Genomic DNA, 14,454 nt, shown 5'->3' on the forward strand with positions numbered 1-14,454 from the left:
GTTGATGCGACCAACAAGGACGACAACGCGGAGCCGACGGACGACGATATTGAGGTCACCGCTACGACGATGTACGTCGAACTGATGGGCAGACGATCCAACATCATTCTCGTCGATGAGGATGGCCTGATCATGGACGCCATCAAGCGCGTGACACCTGAGATGAGCCGCGTCCGGCCGATCCGCCCGCGCCAGCAGTACGTCGGACCCCCGCCCCAGGTTCGCCGCGATCCGCTCAATGCACATCAACGCGACGCACTGGATACGCATGAGCCGGTTAACGTCGAACGCTGGTTGATCGCGACGTATGACGGTATGAGTCCGCTGCTGGCCCGTGAGGCCGCATGGCGAGCCGGCGTCGAGCCAAAGGATGATGTGCAGTCGCTCGATAGCGGCGCTCGCGACCAGCTTGCGTCAGCAGTCCGTGCGATCTTCGCGCCCCTCGCGACTAGCGCGTGGTCACCCTGGATCTATCGGTTCGAAGATGGCCGAATTGACTTCTCGTCGATTCCGTTGGAATCACTCAAGGCGCGGCCAGACGTTGAGGCCGAAGCGGCCAGCAGCGTGGTTAATGCCGCCGAGGTAGCAGCGCGAGCGGCCCGCACAGATGCCGCCCCGCAGCGCCACGCAGCGCGCCGGGAACGGCTGATTGCCGAGATCGACCAGGCACGATCGCGGGTCGAAAGCCGCCTGCATTCATTGCAGGAGCAGGCAGAACGAGCGACCGAGATCGAGAACTGGCGCGCGATGGGCGAAGCCATCTACATCCATCTGGTCGAAATCCAGCCGCGCCAGACGGAACTCGTGACCACGGATGGATTGGTCATCCCGCTAGATCCATCACTGTCAGCGAGTCAGAACGCACAGGAGTATTTCGAGCGCTACCGGAAAGCGCAGTCGGCAGAGCAGAATCTCCCCGAATTGCTAGAGAAGACGCAGCACGAGCTGGACTACATCGAGCAGGTGCGCTCGATGGCGATGCTGGCTGACGGTTTCGACGAGATCGAGGCGGTGCGGCTCGAATGGGCCGAGCAGCAGGTGACAGCGGTGAAAGCGCCGTCGCGCGCGAATCGCCCGCGACCATCACGGCAGGCTCGGCGACCTCGGACCTACCGCACCCGCTTTGGTGACATGATCATCGTTGGTCGCACCGGCCCGCAGAACGAGCAGGTCACATTCGATATCGCCGGACCGGACGACATCTGGCTGCACGCCCGCAACATGCCGGGCGCACACGTCATCCTGCGCAATCGCGGCGAGGTTCATGAGGCCGCGCTGGAGACTGCGGCAGCACTGGCAGCCTGGTACAGCCATGGGCGTGAATCGACATCCGTCGAGGTCGACGCCACAGATCGCCGCAACGTCCGCAAGATCAAGGGTTCGGGCCCCGGCATGGTGACCTATCGCAACGAGCGCACACTGAATGTCCGGCCATCCGAACAGCAGCTGAGTCTGGAGAGCATTGACTCTGACGGAAGTCCGCCAGGAGTCAACGACGAATCGTCTATGCAATTGTCATCTGACGATCAGACTACGAGCTTGCTCTGCGCTGCTTCCCGCGATAAGCGATCCGCGACATGATGATGCCAACTTCGTACAGGAAGTAGGTAGGTAGCGCGACGAGCATCATGTTGAACGGGTCAGGCGTCGGCGTAATGATCGCCGCGCTGATCATCGACAGTACGATCGCGAACTTGCGGAAACGGCTGAAGCGCTGCGGCGTCATGACGCCAATAAGCGTGAGCGCGTACATCAGCACCGGCAGCTCGAAGATGAGGCCGACGCCGAGCATGAGTGTCATATAGAACGAAATCACGTCCGCGCCGCGCGGGTTCCAGTCGAAAATGGAGCCGCCGAACGTCGAGAGGAAGTCCATCGCACGCGGGACGAGGACGAAGAACGCGAACAGGACGCCGATGATGAACGACACCATGACGAACGGAATCGCGATGATGACGTATCGGCGCTCATTTGAGGTCAGGCCCGGCGAAACAAAGCCCATCAGCTGATAGATGAGCACCGGCATGGCTATCGCAATGGCGATGTAGAGGGCCACCCGCATGTAGACCGTGAACGGCTCAGTCGGACTGATCGCCTGCAGGCCGGTGACATTGGCCTGATCGCGGATCTTCTCCATAACCGGGAACGCAAGCCAGAGGCCGGCTACCAGCGCCACCAGCACAGCCAATGCGCTCTTGAGAATGCGAGATCGCAACTCCTCCAGGTGCTCCTGGAGCGTCATCTCGACGAACTCTTCCTCCGTCTGGATGGGAGGTGTTGAACCAGGCGGTGACTGCTGGTTCCGCCGATTCCGCGTTGGCAGCGGAACTCGGTTGAGGATGCTTGCCATGTCGTCTCACGATCTCAACGGCGGAGGCCAAACCCGACGAATGACGCCCGGCCGGCCTCGTATCAGTGTCGCGGTGCGTTATCCCCGTCGATGGTGAAGCAGGACGCACGCGACCGCTGGATTCTGACTGATTGTACGGAAGTCAGCCAGACTCCAGCAAAAGGATTGGGCGTCGAGCGCGGCAATGCTCTCGACGCCCTCACGTCATAACGTACGTTGGCGGTCCGGATTCTGGCCGTCCAGCTTACGCGTCTTCGTTATCCTGAATGTAGTCCATCGCGTCGCTAACCTTGACGATCTTCTCGGCGTCCTCATCTGAGATCTCGACGCCGAACTCTTCCTCAAGCGACATGATGAGCTCGACTAGATCGAGCGAATCTGCATTCAGGTCCTGGACGAACTCCGCATCAGGCGTGACCTTCTCAGGCTCAACGCCAAGCTGCTCGGCAACAATCGCCTGAAGCTTGTCAAAGGTGGCTGACAACGCGATAACCTCCCACTGTAGAGTCGAGCCAGCGGCCGCCGTCGGCCGCTGTGCGGGGCGGAACACCCCCACGTCCATATGATCGTGTCGCTGATCCACCACAAGACTGTAGCAGACGGCGGAAGGCGCGGCACGACTCTCCCCGTTGCGGCGTATTATGCATGAATCGCCACTCAGTCGCTAACTTCCGGCACTTCGCTATCAGCATCCTCATCTGCGTCCTTCTGCGGTGCTGCGGGCATTGTGCGGGCGATGGTGCCAAGCACGCCGTTCACGAAGCGGCTGGAGTTGTCGCCGCCGAAGGCTTTGGCGAGCTCGACAGCCTCATTGATGGCTGCTTTCATCGGAACATCCTGCTCGTGCCGCAGCTCATAGATCGCGACCCGGAGGATGTTGCGGTCTACGGCGGGCAGCTGTGCAACCGGGAACGCAGTTGCCGCTCCGCCGATGCTGGCGTCGATCTCCGTCAAATGCTCGGAGACGCCGGAGACCAGTCGCTCAAGGTAGCGACGCACCGGCTGGGGGATGTTCATATCTGCGGTGTAGCGTCGAGCGATGTCCTCCAGTGTGTGATCGGTGAGATCCCCTTCGAACAGGATCTGCAGCGCGAGCGTTCGCGCCTGTCGGTTTTCAAATCCACGGCCCCTTCGGCCTGACATGCGGTCTCCTCCGGCAGCCTCGGTTGACGGCAGCGCGTCGAACCGGGCATCAAACAATCGGGCAGGCAAGGCCCGGCAGGCTTTCGATCATGGCAGTTGGATCGGCGTTGTTCAGTAGCTCACCAATCAGACCGGTATGGACGTTGCCGGAGCGGAAGTCTGGATGATTCAGCACGAAGTGGTGGAACGGTATGGTCGTTTCAACTCCGCTGATGACCGTCTCGGACAACGCGCGGCGCATCCGGGCGATGGCGTCATCCCGCGTTGCTCCCCAGGCAATCAGCTTGCCAATCATCGAATCGTAGTTCGGTGGAATGCGATAGCCGCTGTAGAGATGCGAGTCGATCCGGATGCCCGGCCCTCCCGGCGCGTGATACCCACTCACAACTCCTGCTGACGGCGTGAAGCCGGTCATCGGGTTTTCTGCATTGATCCGGCATTCAATCGCGTGGCCGGTCGTGCGAATGTCCTTCTGGTCAAACGGCAGCGGCTCACCGGCGGCGACGCGGATCTGCCAGTTGATGATGTCGAACCCGGTCACCATCTCAGTAACCGGATGCTCTACCTGCACACGCGTGTTGGCTTCGATGAAGTAGTACTTCTCGTCGCGGTCAACAAGGAACTCGAACGTACCAACGCCGGTGTACTTGATCGACTTCGCGAGCTTGACCGCTGCCTTTTCAAGGCTTGAGCGCAATCGGCGCGAGATATTTGGTGCCGGCGCTTCCTCGATCAACTTCTGATGCCGACGTTGCATCGAGCAATCCCGTTCGCCAAGCGAAAGGACCTTGCCGTGCTTGTCGGCGATGATCTGGATCTCGATGTGACGAGGATTCTCCAGATAGCGTTCCGCGTAGACGGCACCGTCAGCGAACGCCGCCTGGGCCTCGGCCTGCGCCAGCGGCAGCAGCCGTAGCAGCTCGCGCTCATCGGCGGCGATGCGCATGCCGCGCCCCCCACCACCAGCAGCCGCCTTCAGCATCAGCGGGAAGCCGATTTCGCGCGACAGCTCACGCACGTCCACCGCTGCCGGTAGCGGATCGTTGGTGCCGGGGAGAACCGGCACGCCCGCCTTCTTCGCGATCTGGCGCGCCTGCGCTTTGTCGGCCATGACCGAGATCGTCTCCGGCTCGGGCCCAATGAAGGTCAGGTTCACCTCTTCGCAGATGTCAGCGATGTAGGCATTTTCAGCCAGGAATCCATAGCCGGGATGAATCGCGTCGCAGCCAGTCATTAGCGCTGCGCTAATGACCGACGGAATGTGGTTGTACGACTTGGCTGCCGGTGGCGGCCCAATGCAGACCGCCTCATCGGCCAGACGCACCGGTAGCGAATCGCGATCAGCCTCGCTGTAGGCAACGATCGCGCCGACACCGAGCTCGTGACAGGCACGCAGTATTCGCAGGGCGATCTCGCCGCGATTTGCAATGAGAATCTTTTCGAACATCATCCACCCACCAGCATTGAGAGCGCGACGCAGGCTCCGTCAGGTGTCGTTGAGAACGGGTGCAGATTCCGATGCGCTACATCGCCATCCCACCGTCGACCGATAGTACAGCGCCGGTGATGTATCGTGCAGCCGGAGAGACGAGGAAGCGGACGGCGCTGGCGACATCTTCCGGTGTGCCGAAGCGCCCGAGCGGGATGCGCTCCAGCATGGCAGCCTTGGTGTCGTCAGTCAGCACGTCCGTCAGGCGCGTCTCGATGAAGCCCGGAGCGACTGCGTTGACGGTGATGCCGCGCGAGCCGACTTCCTTGGCCAGCGACTTGGTGAAGCCGATCAGGCCGGCCTTGGCCGCCGAGTAGTTTGTCTGCCCGGCGTTGCCGCTGAGGCCAACGACAGAGGTGAGATTCACAATCGAGCCGGATCGCCGACGCATCATCGGACGGATCGCCGCCTTGCTGCACAGAAACGCGCCCTTGAGGTTCGTCTCCAACACCGCATCCCAGTCTTCCTCGCTCATGCGCATCAGGAGCGTGTCGCGGGTGATGCCGGCGTTGTTGATCAGCGCATCGAGGTGGCCGAAGGTATTGATCGTCTGCTCGATCAGTCCGGCGACGTCATCCGGGCTGGTGATGTCGGCTCGCACCGCCAGCGTTGCACCGCCATATTGCGCCAGATCGTCGCACAGTGCTGCCGCCTGATCCGCGTCTCCGCGATAGTTCACAACAACGGCAAAGCCGTCCTGCGCGAGCTCGTGGGCAATGGCCCGACCAATGCCGCGGACAGCGCCGGTGACGATCGCAACGCGCTGCTCATTGTCTTGCATGTCTTCCCTCAGCTTCTGGTTGCCACCGGTGCGAGCAGGCGATCCGACGGCACTGTTGTCACGGATCGATTAATGCGCCCAATCAGTCCACTCAGGGTGGCACCTGCGCCGATTTCGTAGAAGTGCGTGACACTGAGCTCGATCATCGTCTCTACCGATCTGATCCACTGCACGGAAGCACAGATCTGATCGACGAGCTCACGCCGAATGTCATCCGGGTGGACGATCGGCTCGGCGGTCACGTTCGAAATGAGCGGTACGCGTGGCTTCTGCACTGGTGTCTGGTCGATGTCCACCGCCAGCTGCTCGGCAACCGGCTGCATCATCGACGAATGAAAGGCACCGTTGACCGGCAACCGCACAACCCGCCGTGCACCGCGCTCTTTGGCAGCCATTTCGGCGACCGCAATCGCATCGTCTGTCCCGGAGACGGTGATCTGCCCCGGCGCGTTGAAGTTGGCGACTTCGGTACCGGTTTCGTTCGCCACGACCTGCACTGCTTCAACATCAAGGCCGATGATCGCAATCATGCCGCCGAGCGCGTGCTCTTCCATGAGCTGGCCGCGTCGGCGCACCAGGCGAATCGCGTCGCTCAGCGCCAGCGCATCTGCCGCAACCAGCGCCGAGTATTCACCCAGCGAGTGACCGGCGACGTAATCCGGCTCCGGCAGCAGCGACTCTGCATGCAGTGCGCGATGGGTCGCGACGCTGGTAGCGACGATCGCTGGTTGCTGATTACTGGTGAGTGTTAGTGATTCGAGCGGACCTTCCCAACACAGGCGCGAAATCGCGAAACCCAGTGTTGCGTCGGCTTCCTCAAATGCTGCGCAGGCCTCACCGCTCGTCTGCGCAACGGTCTGCCCCATTCCAACTGTCTGTGACCCCTGGCCAGGAAATACCCAGGCTACCCCTGCACTCATCCCCGGGCCAGCCGGGCGACGCCTGTCGCTCCCCACCGTATCACCCCCGCTGCCCACGAAAGGCCGCCGCCGAATGCGACGACTACGACATGCATCCCGTCCTGGATTGCCCCCGCCTCGAACGCCTCCACCAGGCCAATCGGCACCGATGCCGAAGATGTGTTGCCATAGTCGTGGACATTCACCCAGACGCGATCGCGCGGCAATTCCAGGCGCTTCGCGGCCGCGTCGATAATCCGCAGATTTGCCTGATGCGGCACCAGCAGATCAATCTCATCGAACGTCAGGCCGGCTCGCGCGATAGCCTCGGCGGCCACCCCGCCCATCACCTTGACGGCGAACCGATAGACCTCTGGTCCGTTCATGCGCATGAACGGGCGATCCATCGTCGGGTTTCCGTTGAGCTTGGCAAAGGAAGCCGGGTCACCAAGTGTCAGATGATGCCCAGCCGAACCATCTGCGCCGAGAGCAACGGAGAGCACGCCTTCAGCCGCGTCACTGGCCTCCAGCACGACTGCGCCGGAACCATCGCCAAACAACACGCAGGTGCTGCGATCCGTGTAATCAAGGTAACGCGAGTTGATATCGGTACCAATGACGAGGATGCGTTGATAGAGGCCGGATTCGATGAACTGGGTCGCCGTCGCGAGCGCATAGACAAAGCCCGAGCAGGCGGCATTGAGATCGAACGCAGCGGCCGCGTGCGCACCGATCGCAAACTGCACCTGACAGGCGACCGACGGCATCATCTGATCGGCGGTGAACGTGCCAACTACAATCAGGTCAAGATCGCCCGGATCTATCCGCGCCTTCTCACAGGCGAGACGCGCTGACGCCACGGACGACGACGTGATCGTATCGGTCTCGCCGGCGATGCGCCGTTCGCGAATGCCGGTGCGTGACACGATCCACTCATCGTTTGTATCAACCATGCGCGAGAGTTCGTCGTTGCTAAGCACGCGCTCAGGCACATACATGCCCCAGCCAGTAATCGCGGCTCGCGGCATCTACGATGACTCCCTCCGGCACTGCGCACGGTTTTCACCAGCACGGTGATACAACGCGCCGCGCGCGAACACAGAATTCGCGCGCGGTTTCAGGAACGGCAGCCTATTCGTCGTCGCTGCGCCGCTGTCGCGTCTTAATCTCAACAACCTGCCTGCCGGCATAATACCCGCAATGTGGGCAAATGTGGTGCTGGCGCTTGTACTGTCGGCACTGCGGGCAGGTCATGATTGCAGGTTCCTTGACGCGGTCGTGCTGGCGGACGAGGCCCTGCTTCGCTCGTGATCGCCGTTGTTTTGGAAGCGCACCCATTCGTTAGTGTCCCCTTGCTGCATCGTGGCGCTCACGCGCCGTCAATTCTGTTCGCTTGTCTCATCTTCATCAAGCAGATCACCGAGAATGCGAAATCGCAAATCCCCGACTTCACTGTCATCGTCGCCGCCCTGACCCAGGCCCGGGCAATCCTCACGGCATATCGGCTTGATCGGCAAGTCCAGAAGCGCCACCTGCCGAAATGGCTCGGTCAGGTCAAGCTCGTGGGACTCATCAATCGTTCCGACCTCTTCCGCCGGCACCATGTGCGCGACGGGAGCACCGCTCCGGACGTCGATCGACGGTCGATAGTCATGATCGAACTCGGCCGCGAACGGCTGGTCGTACATTTCCAGACACCGGACGCACTCAATGATAGCCGTTCCTGCAACCGATCCGGTAGCCAGTAGCCCATCACCGATTCGCGTCAACCGCACGTGCGCGGTAACGTCGCGCGCCATCATGTCCTGATCGAGCGCAAACCAGTCAAGCGAAACGTCGTAGACTCGATAAGCCCCGACGTCCTCCTTCATGAGCTGGGCGACGTTGATCCGCGTGTCGTTCTTGAGCTGCAACGCTCGCCTACTCTCGAAGCCCCACGCGATGACATTCGCCCTGGCTCGCAGGCACGCCTATATGGCCACGCCAACGCGCAACCTTACCAGTATAGCCAGCGACCATCATGCCGGTCAAACATATGCTGGTTGTTTATGTCTGCTCTGATAAGCGGGACTTGGCCTGCTCGATCTCGGCGTGGCTGCGCAGGAGCGCCTGCTCGACATCCTCAAGCAACCGGCGTGCGTAACTTTCGATCTCGGAGTTGGTCGCGCGCTGGCTCTCGCGTGCCTGACGGAGAACATCTTCGCTCCGATAGCGTGCTTCAGCTGTCAGACCACGGTCGCTAATCAGATACTCAGCCCGCTCTCGCGCGGTAGCGACAATCTTCTCCGCCTCATCCTGAGCATCGCGGACGATTTCCTCGCGCTTGGTGATGACCCGCCGTGCTTGCTCCAGCTCGGACGGCACCGCTTCGCGCAGCTGATCGAGGAGTGAGAGGAACTCATTCTCGTCGACCATCACCTTGCTCATCACACGCCGACCGGCGACGACCTCCGATTCGAGGCGCTCGATGATCTCCATCATGTGTGGTGTCCGTGCGGCGCGGCGCGGCGGGCGTCCTGGTCCGTCGGCAGCGGGGAACTCAGATTCCACCGCTTGGCGTGTATGCATCGAGCGGCCTCTCTTCCGTGGTCTGGATTGCGTCGGGGTCGAATTGCTTGCTGAGTGCATCAACAACTGGAGCGGGGACAAGCGCCGTAACATCGCCGCCGAGTGAAGCCACTTCACGGATAAAGCTCGACGAAATAAACGAGTAGCTTGAGCTCGTCATCAAACAGACGACCTCCAACTCCGGAGCAAGATGCTGGTACATGTGCGCCAGCTTGAACTCATATTCGAAATCTGAAACTGCCCGGAGCCCGCGAACGATGGTCTGCGCCCCCACGCTTCGAGCGTAGTCTACGGTCAGGTTTTCATAGGTGTCAACGTCAATGTTCGGTTCATCACCCAGGCAGTCGCGAACCAGCCGCACGCGCTCGTCGAGACTGAAGAGATGCCGCTTTGCGCCGTGGGTTCCGCCAGTATAGACAGCAACAATCAGTCGATCGAACAACCGTGCCGCGCGGCGGGCGAGATCGACGTGTCCATTCGTGACCGGGTCGAAGCTGCCCGGGTAGACTGCTACTCGCATCGACTCACCCCTCTGCCGAAGCATCCCCATCCATCGCAGCCGACTTACTTTTGTCCGGCGCGAGAACTACATCGTACACCGCGAAGCAGGAGCCACCGTGGCAGCGCGCGCGCAACTGCACCAGGTTCCCTAACTGCTCCGGCATCTCCACCCGTGGCGAGTAACCCATCGCGATGACCGTGCCGTCACGAACAGCGTCGGATTCCCCGAGCATCACCAGCGTCGCGTGGATCTCCGGATCGGCGTAGGGTGGATCGAAGATCACCAGGTCGTATGGCTCGCGCGCCGATCTGATTGCTGTCAGGACGCTGACGGCGTGAATCTTCCCGCGATCAGCGAACTTAACGTGCTCCAGGTTGTCGCGGATTGCCTGGATCGCGTGCTTGTCGCGATCGACGAAGTCGCACCAGCTCGCGCCGCGCGAGAGCGCCTCGATGCCAACGGCACCCGACCCGGCATAGAGGTCGAGAACGCGGTCGTACTCAACCCCCAGCGACGCGAGGACGGAGAAGAGCGCTTCCTTGATCTTGTCGGCCATCGGTCGCGTAATGCCCTCGGAGCGTGGTGCCCGGAGCTTTCGTCCGCGTGCCTCGCCGCTAACCACTCGCATCGCCTAGCTCACATCCACTATCGCGCGCTTCCAGAACGCATCCATCCGCGCTCGCACCAGGGCGAACCGCGCGCTTTCCAGTTTGGGATCTTCCTCAAGAATGCGTTCGGCGACGGCACGCGCGCGCTCCAGATCGCGAACGTCGGCGAACATCGCCAGATCCAACTCCGGCAGACCGCTTTGGCGGGTGCCGAGAAAGTCGCCCGGGCCGCGCAGCTCCAGGTCGGTCTGCGCCAGCTTGAACCCATCCTGCGTGTCGACCATCGCCTGCAAGCGGGCATTGCCATCACTACCCGTGTCACCAGAGATGAGGATGCAGTACGACTGCTCGGCGCCGCGACCCACCCGGCCGCGAAACTGATGCAGCTGCGACAGGCCGAATCGATCTGCACCATCAATCAGCATGACCGTCGCGTTGGGGACGTCGATACCAACCTCGATCACCGAGGTCGAAACCAGGATGTCGATCTCGTGGTCGCGGAATGCGCCCATGACCGCATCCTTCTCTGCCGGTCGCATCCGCCCGTGCAGCAGGCCAAGACGTAAGTCCGGAAAAATCTCGCTGCTCAGCCGCTCGTGCTCGGCAACCGCTGCTCGTGCATCGACCGTTTCGGACTCCTCGACGAGCGGGAAGACGATGAACGCCTGCCGACCGGTCTCGATCTGGCCGCGGATGAAGCGGTAGGCGTCGGCGCGCTGCCGCCCATCGACCCGATAGGTCTCGATTGGCTGGCGGCCCGGCGGCATCTCATCGAGCGTCGACACGTCCAGATCGCCGTGCAGCGTCAGCGCGAGCGTACGCGGGATCGGCGTGGCGGTCATCACCAGCACATCCGGCGCGACGCCCTTGCCGCGCAGCCGCGCGCGCTGCTCCACGCCAAACCGATGCTGTTCGTCGATAATCGCTAGCCCCAGGTTGGCCAGCTCGACGTCTTCCTGGATGAGTGCGTGGGTGCCGATCAACAGATCGATCTCGCCAGCTGCGCCCGCCGCGTAGACCGCAGTGCGCTGCGCACCGCTGACGCTGCCGGTCAGGAAGCCGATTCGTGGACGACGCTCCTCCGGCAATGCCTCAAACACGCGCTGCAAGCCGCGAGCATGCTGCTCCGCAAGGATCTCGGTCGGGGCCATCAGCGCAACCTGGTAGCCATCCAGAATCGCAGCGTAGGCAGCCAGCGCTGCGACAATCGTCTTGCCCGAACCGACATCGCCCTGCAAGAGACGGGTCATTGGCTGTGGCTTCGACATGTCCCGAAGAATCTCGGCCAGCGAGCGCCGCTGAGCACCGGTCAGCTCGAACGGCAGTTTGTCGTTCAGCGCACTCAGCGCCTCGCGATCGACGGTGATCGCCGTGCCGGGCTGCGACTGCCACTCATGCTTGCGGCTCAGCAGACCCAACTGCAGCGCGAGGAACTGGTCGAACGCGATTCGCTGCTGGGCGGACCGCAAGTTGGTCGCAGCATCGCCAGTCGGTCCCTCAACCGGGAAGTGGATCCATTCCAGCGCCTGTCCGAGATCGAGGAGACCTTCGTCTGCGCGCAGGTCCTCCGGCAGCGGCTCAACGATCAGCTTGCTGGTGGCGTCGAGAGCATGCCGCACGAGGGGCCGGATCACCTTCTGCGAGATGTTCTTAACCAGTGGATAGACTGGAATGATCCGGCCAGTGTTGAGCGTCTCGCTGCCGAGAATTTCCCACTCCGGATTCTGGAACGTGAGCTGGCCACGCATCTGCTCGACACGCCCGGACAGCGACACTGGCGTACCGGGCACGAGCTGCCGTGCTACCCACGGGCTGAACCAGACGGCGTGAATCCGACCGGTGCCGTCCGCAATGACCGCATCAACAAGCTCACGCCCGGTCGTCGTGCGCCGGGTCTCAATCGATGCGACCGTGCCCTGAATCGTCGTCAGCCTGCCGAACAGGCTGCTGGCGATCGGCTGGACGTTGCCATAGTCGATGTACTTGCGCGGATAGAGATGCAGCAGGTCACCAACCGTCTCGACCCCAAGTTGCGCGAGCGTCTTCGCACGACCTTCGCCAACACCGGGCAGCAGCCGGACAGAATCGGCGAGCGATGCAACCTGCACTCCTGGCTTCGCCGCCCGCGGTTCACGCCTCGGCGGTACCTGCGCTCGTGGCGCAACCCGGGAAGCGCGCACAGGCGGGGGAAAATCGACGGGTGCCGGGGTCGGCATGTGGGCCAGATCCTGAACAATCCGCCGCGCCGCTGCCACAGCCGTCCTGCGATCTGCAGCAGGAAGCTGACCGTATCCAGCAAGGAGCGTGTCAAGCTCCTGAATTCGGCGTTGCGTTTCAGGTTCAGCGGCATGAAGCAACCGCGCCGTCCGCTCGCCGACGAAGCGAGCGATGCCGTTTGTGGCCGCGTCGTCGCGGAAGCCCTTACGCTCTTCAAGTTGCAGAACCTTATCAACCTGGATAAGGTCGCGCGGGGGATAGCTGTTGCGCCGCATGTCCATGCTGGAAGTGTTGGCGAGCAGCGTAGACCGTGTCAACCGGGCCATGCCGAGCCACCTGAAATGGCTCAACCTTGATACGGTGCGTGATATACTTGGGGCGAGTCTCCGGCCACAACGGACTGGCCGGGCTGCCATACGGATCAGGCAGTCACGGTGGAGCGCCAGCAATGTAGGGCGTGCCGCTGAACCGAGACGGAGAACGTGTATGCACTAGGAGGCACACCTTGGCAAGGAAGTCACAACAGCGGAGGCCGGCACCTGCGGCTGCCGCGACAGCAACAACTGACGGACCACGAACTCGCGCGAATAGCGATGCAATCGCCGTCGTCGGGCGCGTCACCGATGCGCTGCCGAACGCGATGTTCGCTGTCGAGCTTGAGAATGGGCACAACGTCCTCGGCCACCTCTCCGGCCGAATGCGGAAGAACTTCATCCGCGTCCTGCCCGGCGATCGCGTGACCGTTGAGCTATCCCCATACGATCTGACACGCGGCCGGATCACCTACCGACACCGCTAATTCCCGTCCACGCGGGTCCATACGCTGCGGTCTCCGAGCAACGAGGGTTGCTTCGGGGTCTTCGCGTGTTCAGAATCCAGTAGTCATTTAGCAAATTGCACGCACCTGGAAGCGGGTAGCGAGAAGGGACGGTCTGATGCAGGTCGGCGTCTTCATGCGCACGTCCGAGGTCAATGTCGATGACCAGCCGATCCGGTTCCGCGACATCCTCGGATTCGCCCAGGCTGCCGAAGCAGCCGGACTCGACTCGTTCTGGGTCCCGGATCACCTCACATTTGAATCGCCCGAGGGCGAAACGTTCGGCGTATGGGATGCGTACAGCATCATGAGCGGGCTGGCTGCCGCAACGTCGCGCATACGCATCGGCCCGTTCGTCACGGCGTCGATCTTTCGCAACCCGGCGTTGTTGGCCAAGATGGCGGCGACGATCGACGACATCTCGGACGGTCGCTTCGTCCTCGGGCTCGGCGCGGGCAACTGGGAAGCGGAACACACTGCCTTCGGCTTCCCGTTCGACCGCCGCGCCAGCCGCCTGGGCGAAGCCCTGCAGATTATCCGACCGCTGTTTCGCGACGGATCAGTGGACTTCAAGGGCACCTACCACTTGGCGAAAACCCAGCATCGTCCTGCTGGCCCCACCGACGGTGGCCCGCCGCTGTGGGTTGCAGCGAAAGGCCCGCGCCTGACCCGCACCGCCGTGCAGTTCGCCGATGCGCTGATTAGCATCTGGCCGGCCAATCTGGCGCAGGTCACCGCCGAACGCAGCCGGATCAACGCCGCCTGCGCCGATGTTGGTCGCGATCCCTCGACGATCGAGCACATCATCGGCACGCACCTCTACCTGCCGGCGGGCACACCAAACGAGATTGGCGACAACGCCATCAGCGGTAGCACTGACGAGATCGTCGCAACGCTGCGGTCATTCGCCGACGCGGGTGTTGCACACGTCGTCGTTGACCTGCGGCCTGATGTCAGCATGGCGGGGATTGCGGAGTTGGGCGAGATCGTAGCTCGACTCAGACAGTAAGGCCGATCAGGCGACAGCCCGCAAATCTCGGCGGCTTGAACGGGCCGTCATTGCTCGTGATGGCGAGCAGT

At 62.2% G+C, this 14,454-nt stretch carries 15 protein-coding genes; 3 read left to right on the top strand and 12 right to left on the bottom strand.

All coding sequences use genetic code 11. The features are described from left to right. The coding region (locus M9890_08500) for an NFACT family protein (protein ID MCO5176991.1) at positions 1-1,581 on the top strand (1,581 nt) is incomplete at its 5' end. Here the strand turns inward: M9890_08500 and tatC are convergent. The 12 genes from tatC to recG form a co-directional block, all read right to left on the bottom strand. Continuing rightward, on the bottom strand, positions 1,532-2,242 hold the full coding sequence (gene tatC, locus M9890_08505) for a twin-arginine translocase subunit TatC (GenBank protein ID MCO5176992.1): 711 nt from the start codon (positions 2,240-2,242) through the stop codon (positions 1,532-1,534). The genes M9890_08500 and tatC overlap by 50 nt on opposite strands. A 352-nt stretch (positions 2,243-2,594) precedes the next feature. Continuing rightward, a complete protein-coding gene (gene acpP, locus M9890_08510; protein MCO5176993.1) occupies positions 2,595-2,834 on the bottom strand; it encodes an acyl carrier protein in 240 nt (79 codons plus the stop codon). Between the two features lie 173 nt (positions 2,835-3,007). Beyond that, positions 3,008-3,493 carry a transcription antitermination factor NusB gene (gene nusB / locus M9890_08515; protein ID MCO5176994.1) on the bottom strand — a complete coding sequence of 162 codons (486 nt, stop codon included), beginning with the start codon at positions 3,491-3,493 and terminating at the stop codon, positions 3,008-3,010. 49 nt (positions 3,494-3,542) lie between these two features. Beyond that, entirely contained in the window at positions 3,543-4,940 is a 1,398-nt protein-coding gene (gene accC, locus M9890_08520) for an acetyl-CoA carboxylase biotin carboxylase subunit (protein ID MCO5176995.1), read from the bottom strand. A 76-nt stretch (positions 4,941-5,016) separates the two neighbouring features. Next, on the bottom strand, positions 5,017-5,763 hold the full coding sequence (gene fabG / locus M9890_08525) for a 3-oxoacyl-[acyl-carrier-protein] reductase (protein MCO5176996.1): 747 nt from the start codon (positions 5,761-5,763) through the stop codon (positions 5,017-5,019). An 8-nt stretch (positions 5,764-5,771) separates the two neighbouring features. After that, entirely contained in the window at positions 5,772-6,629 is an 858-nt protein-coding gene (fabD, locus tag M9890_08530) for an ACP S-malonyltransferase (GenBank protein ID MCO5176997.1), read from the bottom strand. A gap of 50 nt (positions 6,630-6,679) precedes the next feature. Then, the gene (locus tag M9890_08535) at positions 6,680-7,690 is read right to left on the bottom strand and encodes a ketoacyl-ACP synthase III (protein MCO5176998.1); all 1,011 of its coding nucleotides are present in this window, start codon (positions 7,688-7,690) and stop codon (positions 6,680-6,682) included. 351 nt (positions 7,691-8,041) lie between these two features. Beyond that, positions 8,042-8,575, bottom strand: a complete 534-nt coding sequence (locus M9890_08540; protein ID MCO5176999.1) for a DUF177 domain-containing protein — start codon at positions 8,573-8,575, stop codon at positions 8,042-8,044. Between the two features lie 133 nt (positions 8,576-8,708). Continuing rightward, a complete protein-coding gene (locus M9890_08545; GenBank protein ID MCO5177000.1) occupies positions 8,709-9,143 on the bottom strand; it encodes a hypothetical protein in 435 nt (144 codons plus the stop codon). Between the two features lie 58 nt (positions 9,144-9,201). After that, positions 9,202-9,750 carry a pantetheine-phosphate adenylyltransferase gene (gene coaD / locus M9890_08550; protein ID MCO5177001.1) on the bottom strand — a complete coding sequence of 183 codons (549 nt, stop codon included), beginning with the start codon at positions 9,748-9,750 and terminating at the stop codon, positions 9,202-9,204. 4 nt (positions 9,751-9,754) lie between these two features. Continuing rightward, on the bottom strand, positions 9,755-10,360 hold the full coding sequence (rsmD, locus tag M9890_08555) for a 16S rRNA (guanine(966)-N(2))-methyltransferase RsmD (GenBank protein ID MCO5177002.1): 606 nt from the start codon (positions 10,358-10,360) through the stop codon (positions 9,755-9,757). 3 nt (positions 10,361-10,363) lie between these two features. Further along, the gene (gene recG, locus M9890_08560) at positions 10,364-12,883 is read right to left on the bottom strand and encodes an ATP-dependent DNA helicase RecG (protein MCO5177003.1); all 2,520 of its coding nucleotides are present in this window, start codon (positions 12,881-12,883) and stop codon (positions 10,364-10,366) included. A 314-nt stretch (positions 12,884-13,197) separates the two neighbouring features. On the opposite strand from recG, the gene infA reads away from it, so the two are divergent. Together infA and M9890_08570 are read left to right on the top strand one after the other, a co-directional pair. Next, positions 13,198-13,356, top strand: a complete 159-nt coding sequence (infA, locus tag M9890_08565) for a translation initiation factor IF-1 (protein ID MCO5177004.1) — start codon at positions 13,198-13,200, stop codon at positions 13,354-13,356. Positions 13,357-13,492: 136 nt separating this feature from the next. Next, positions 13,493-14,383, top strand: coding sequence for an LLM class flavin-dependent oxidoreductase (locus M9890_08570; protein ID MCO5177005.1), 891 nt, complete (start codon positions 13,493-13,495; stop codon positions 14,381-14,383). Positions 14,384-14,454 lie beyond the last annotated feature (71 nt).

This window comes from Thermomicrobiales bacterium, from assembly GCA_023954495.1.
Lineage (GTDB): Bacteria > Chloroflexota > Chloroflexia > Thermomicrobiales > CFX8 > JAMLIA01.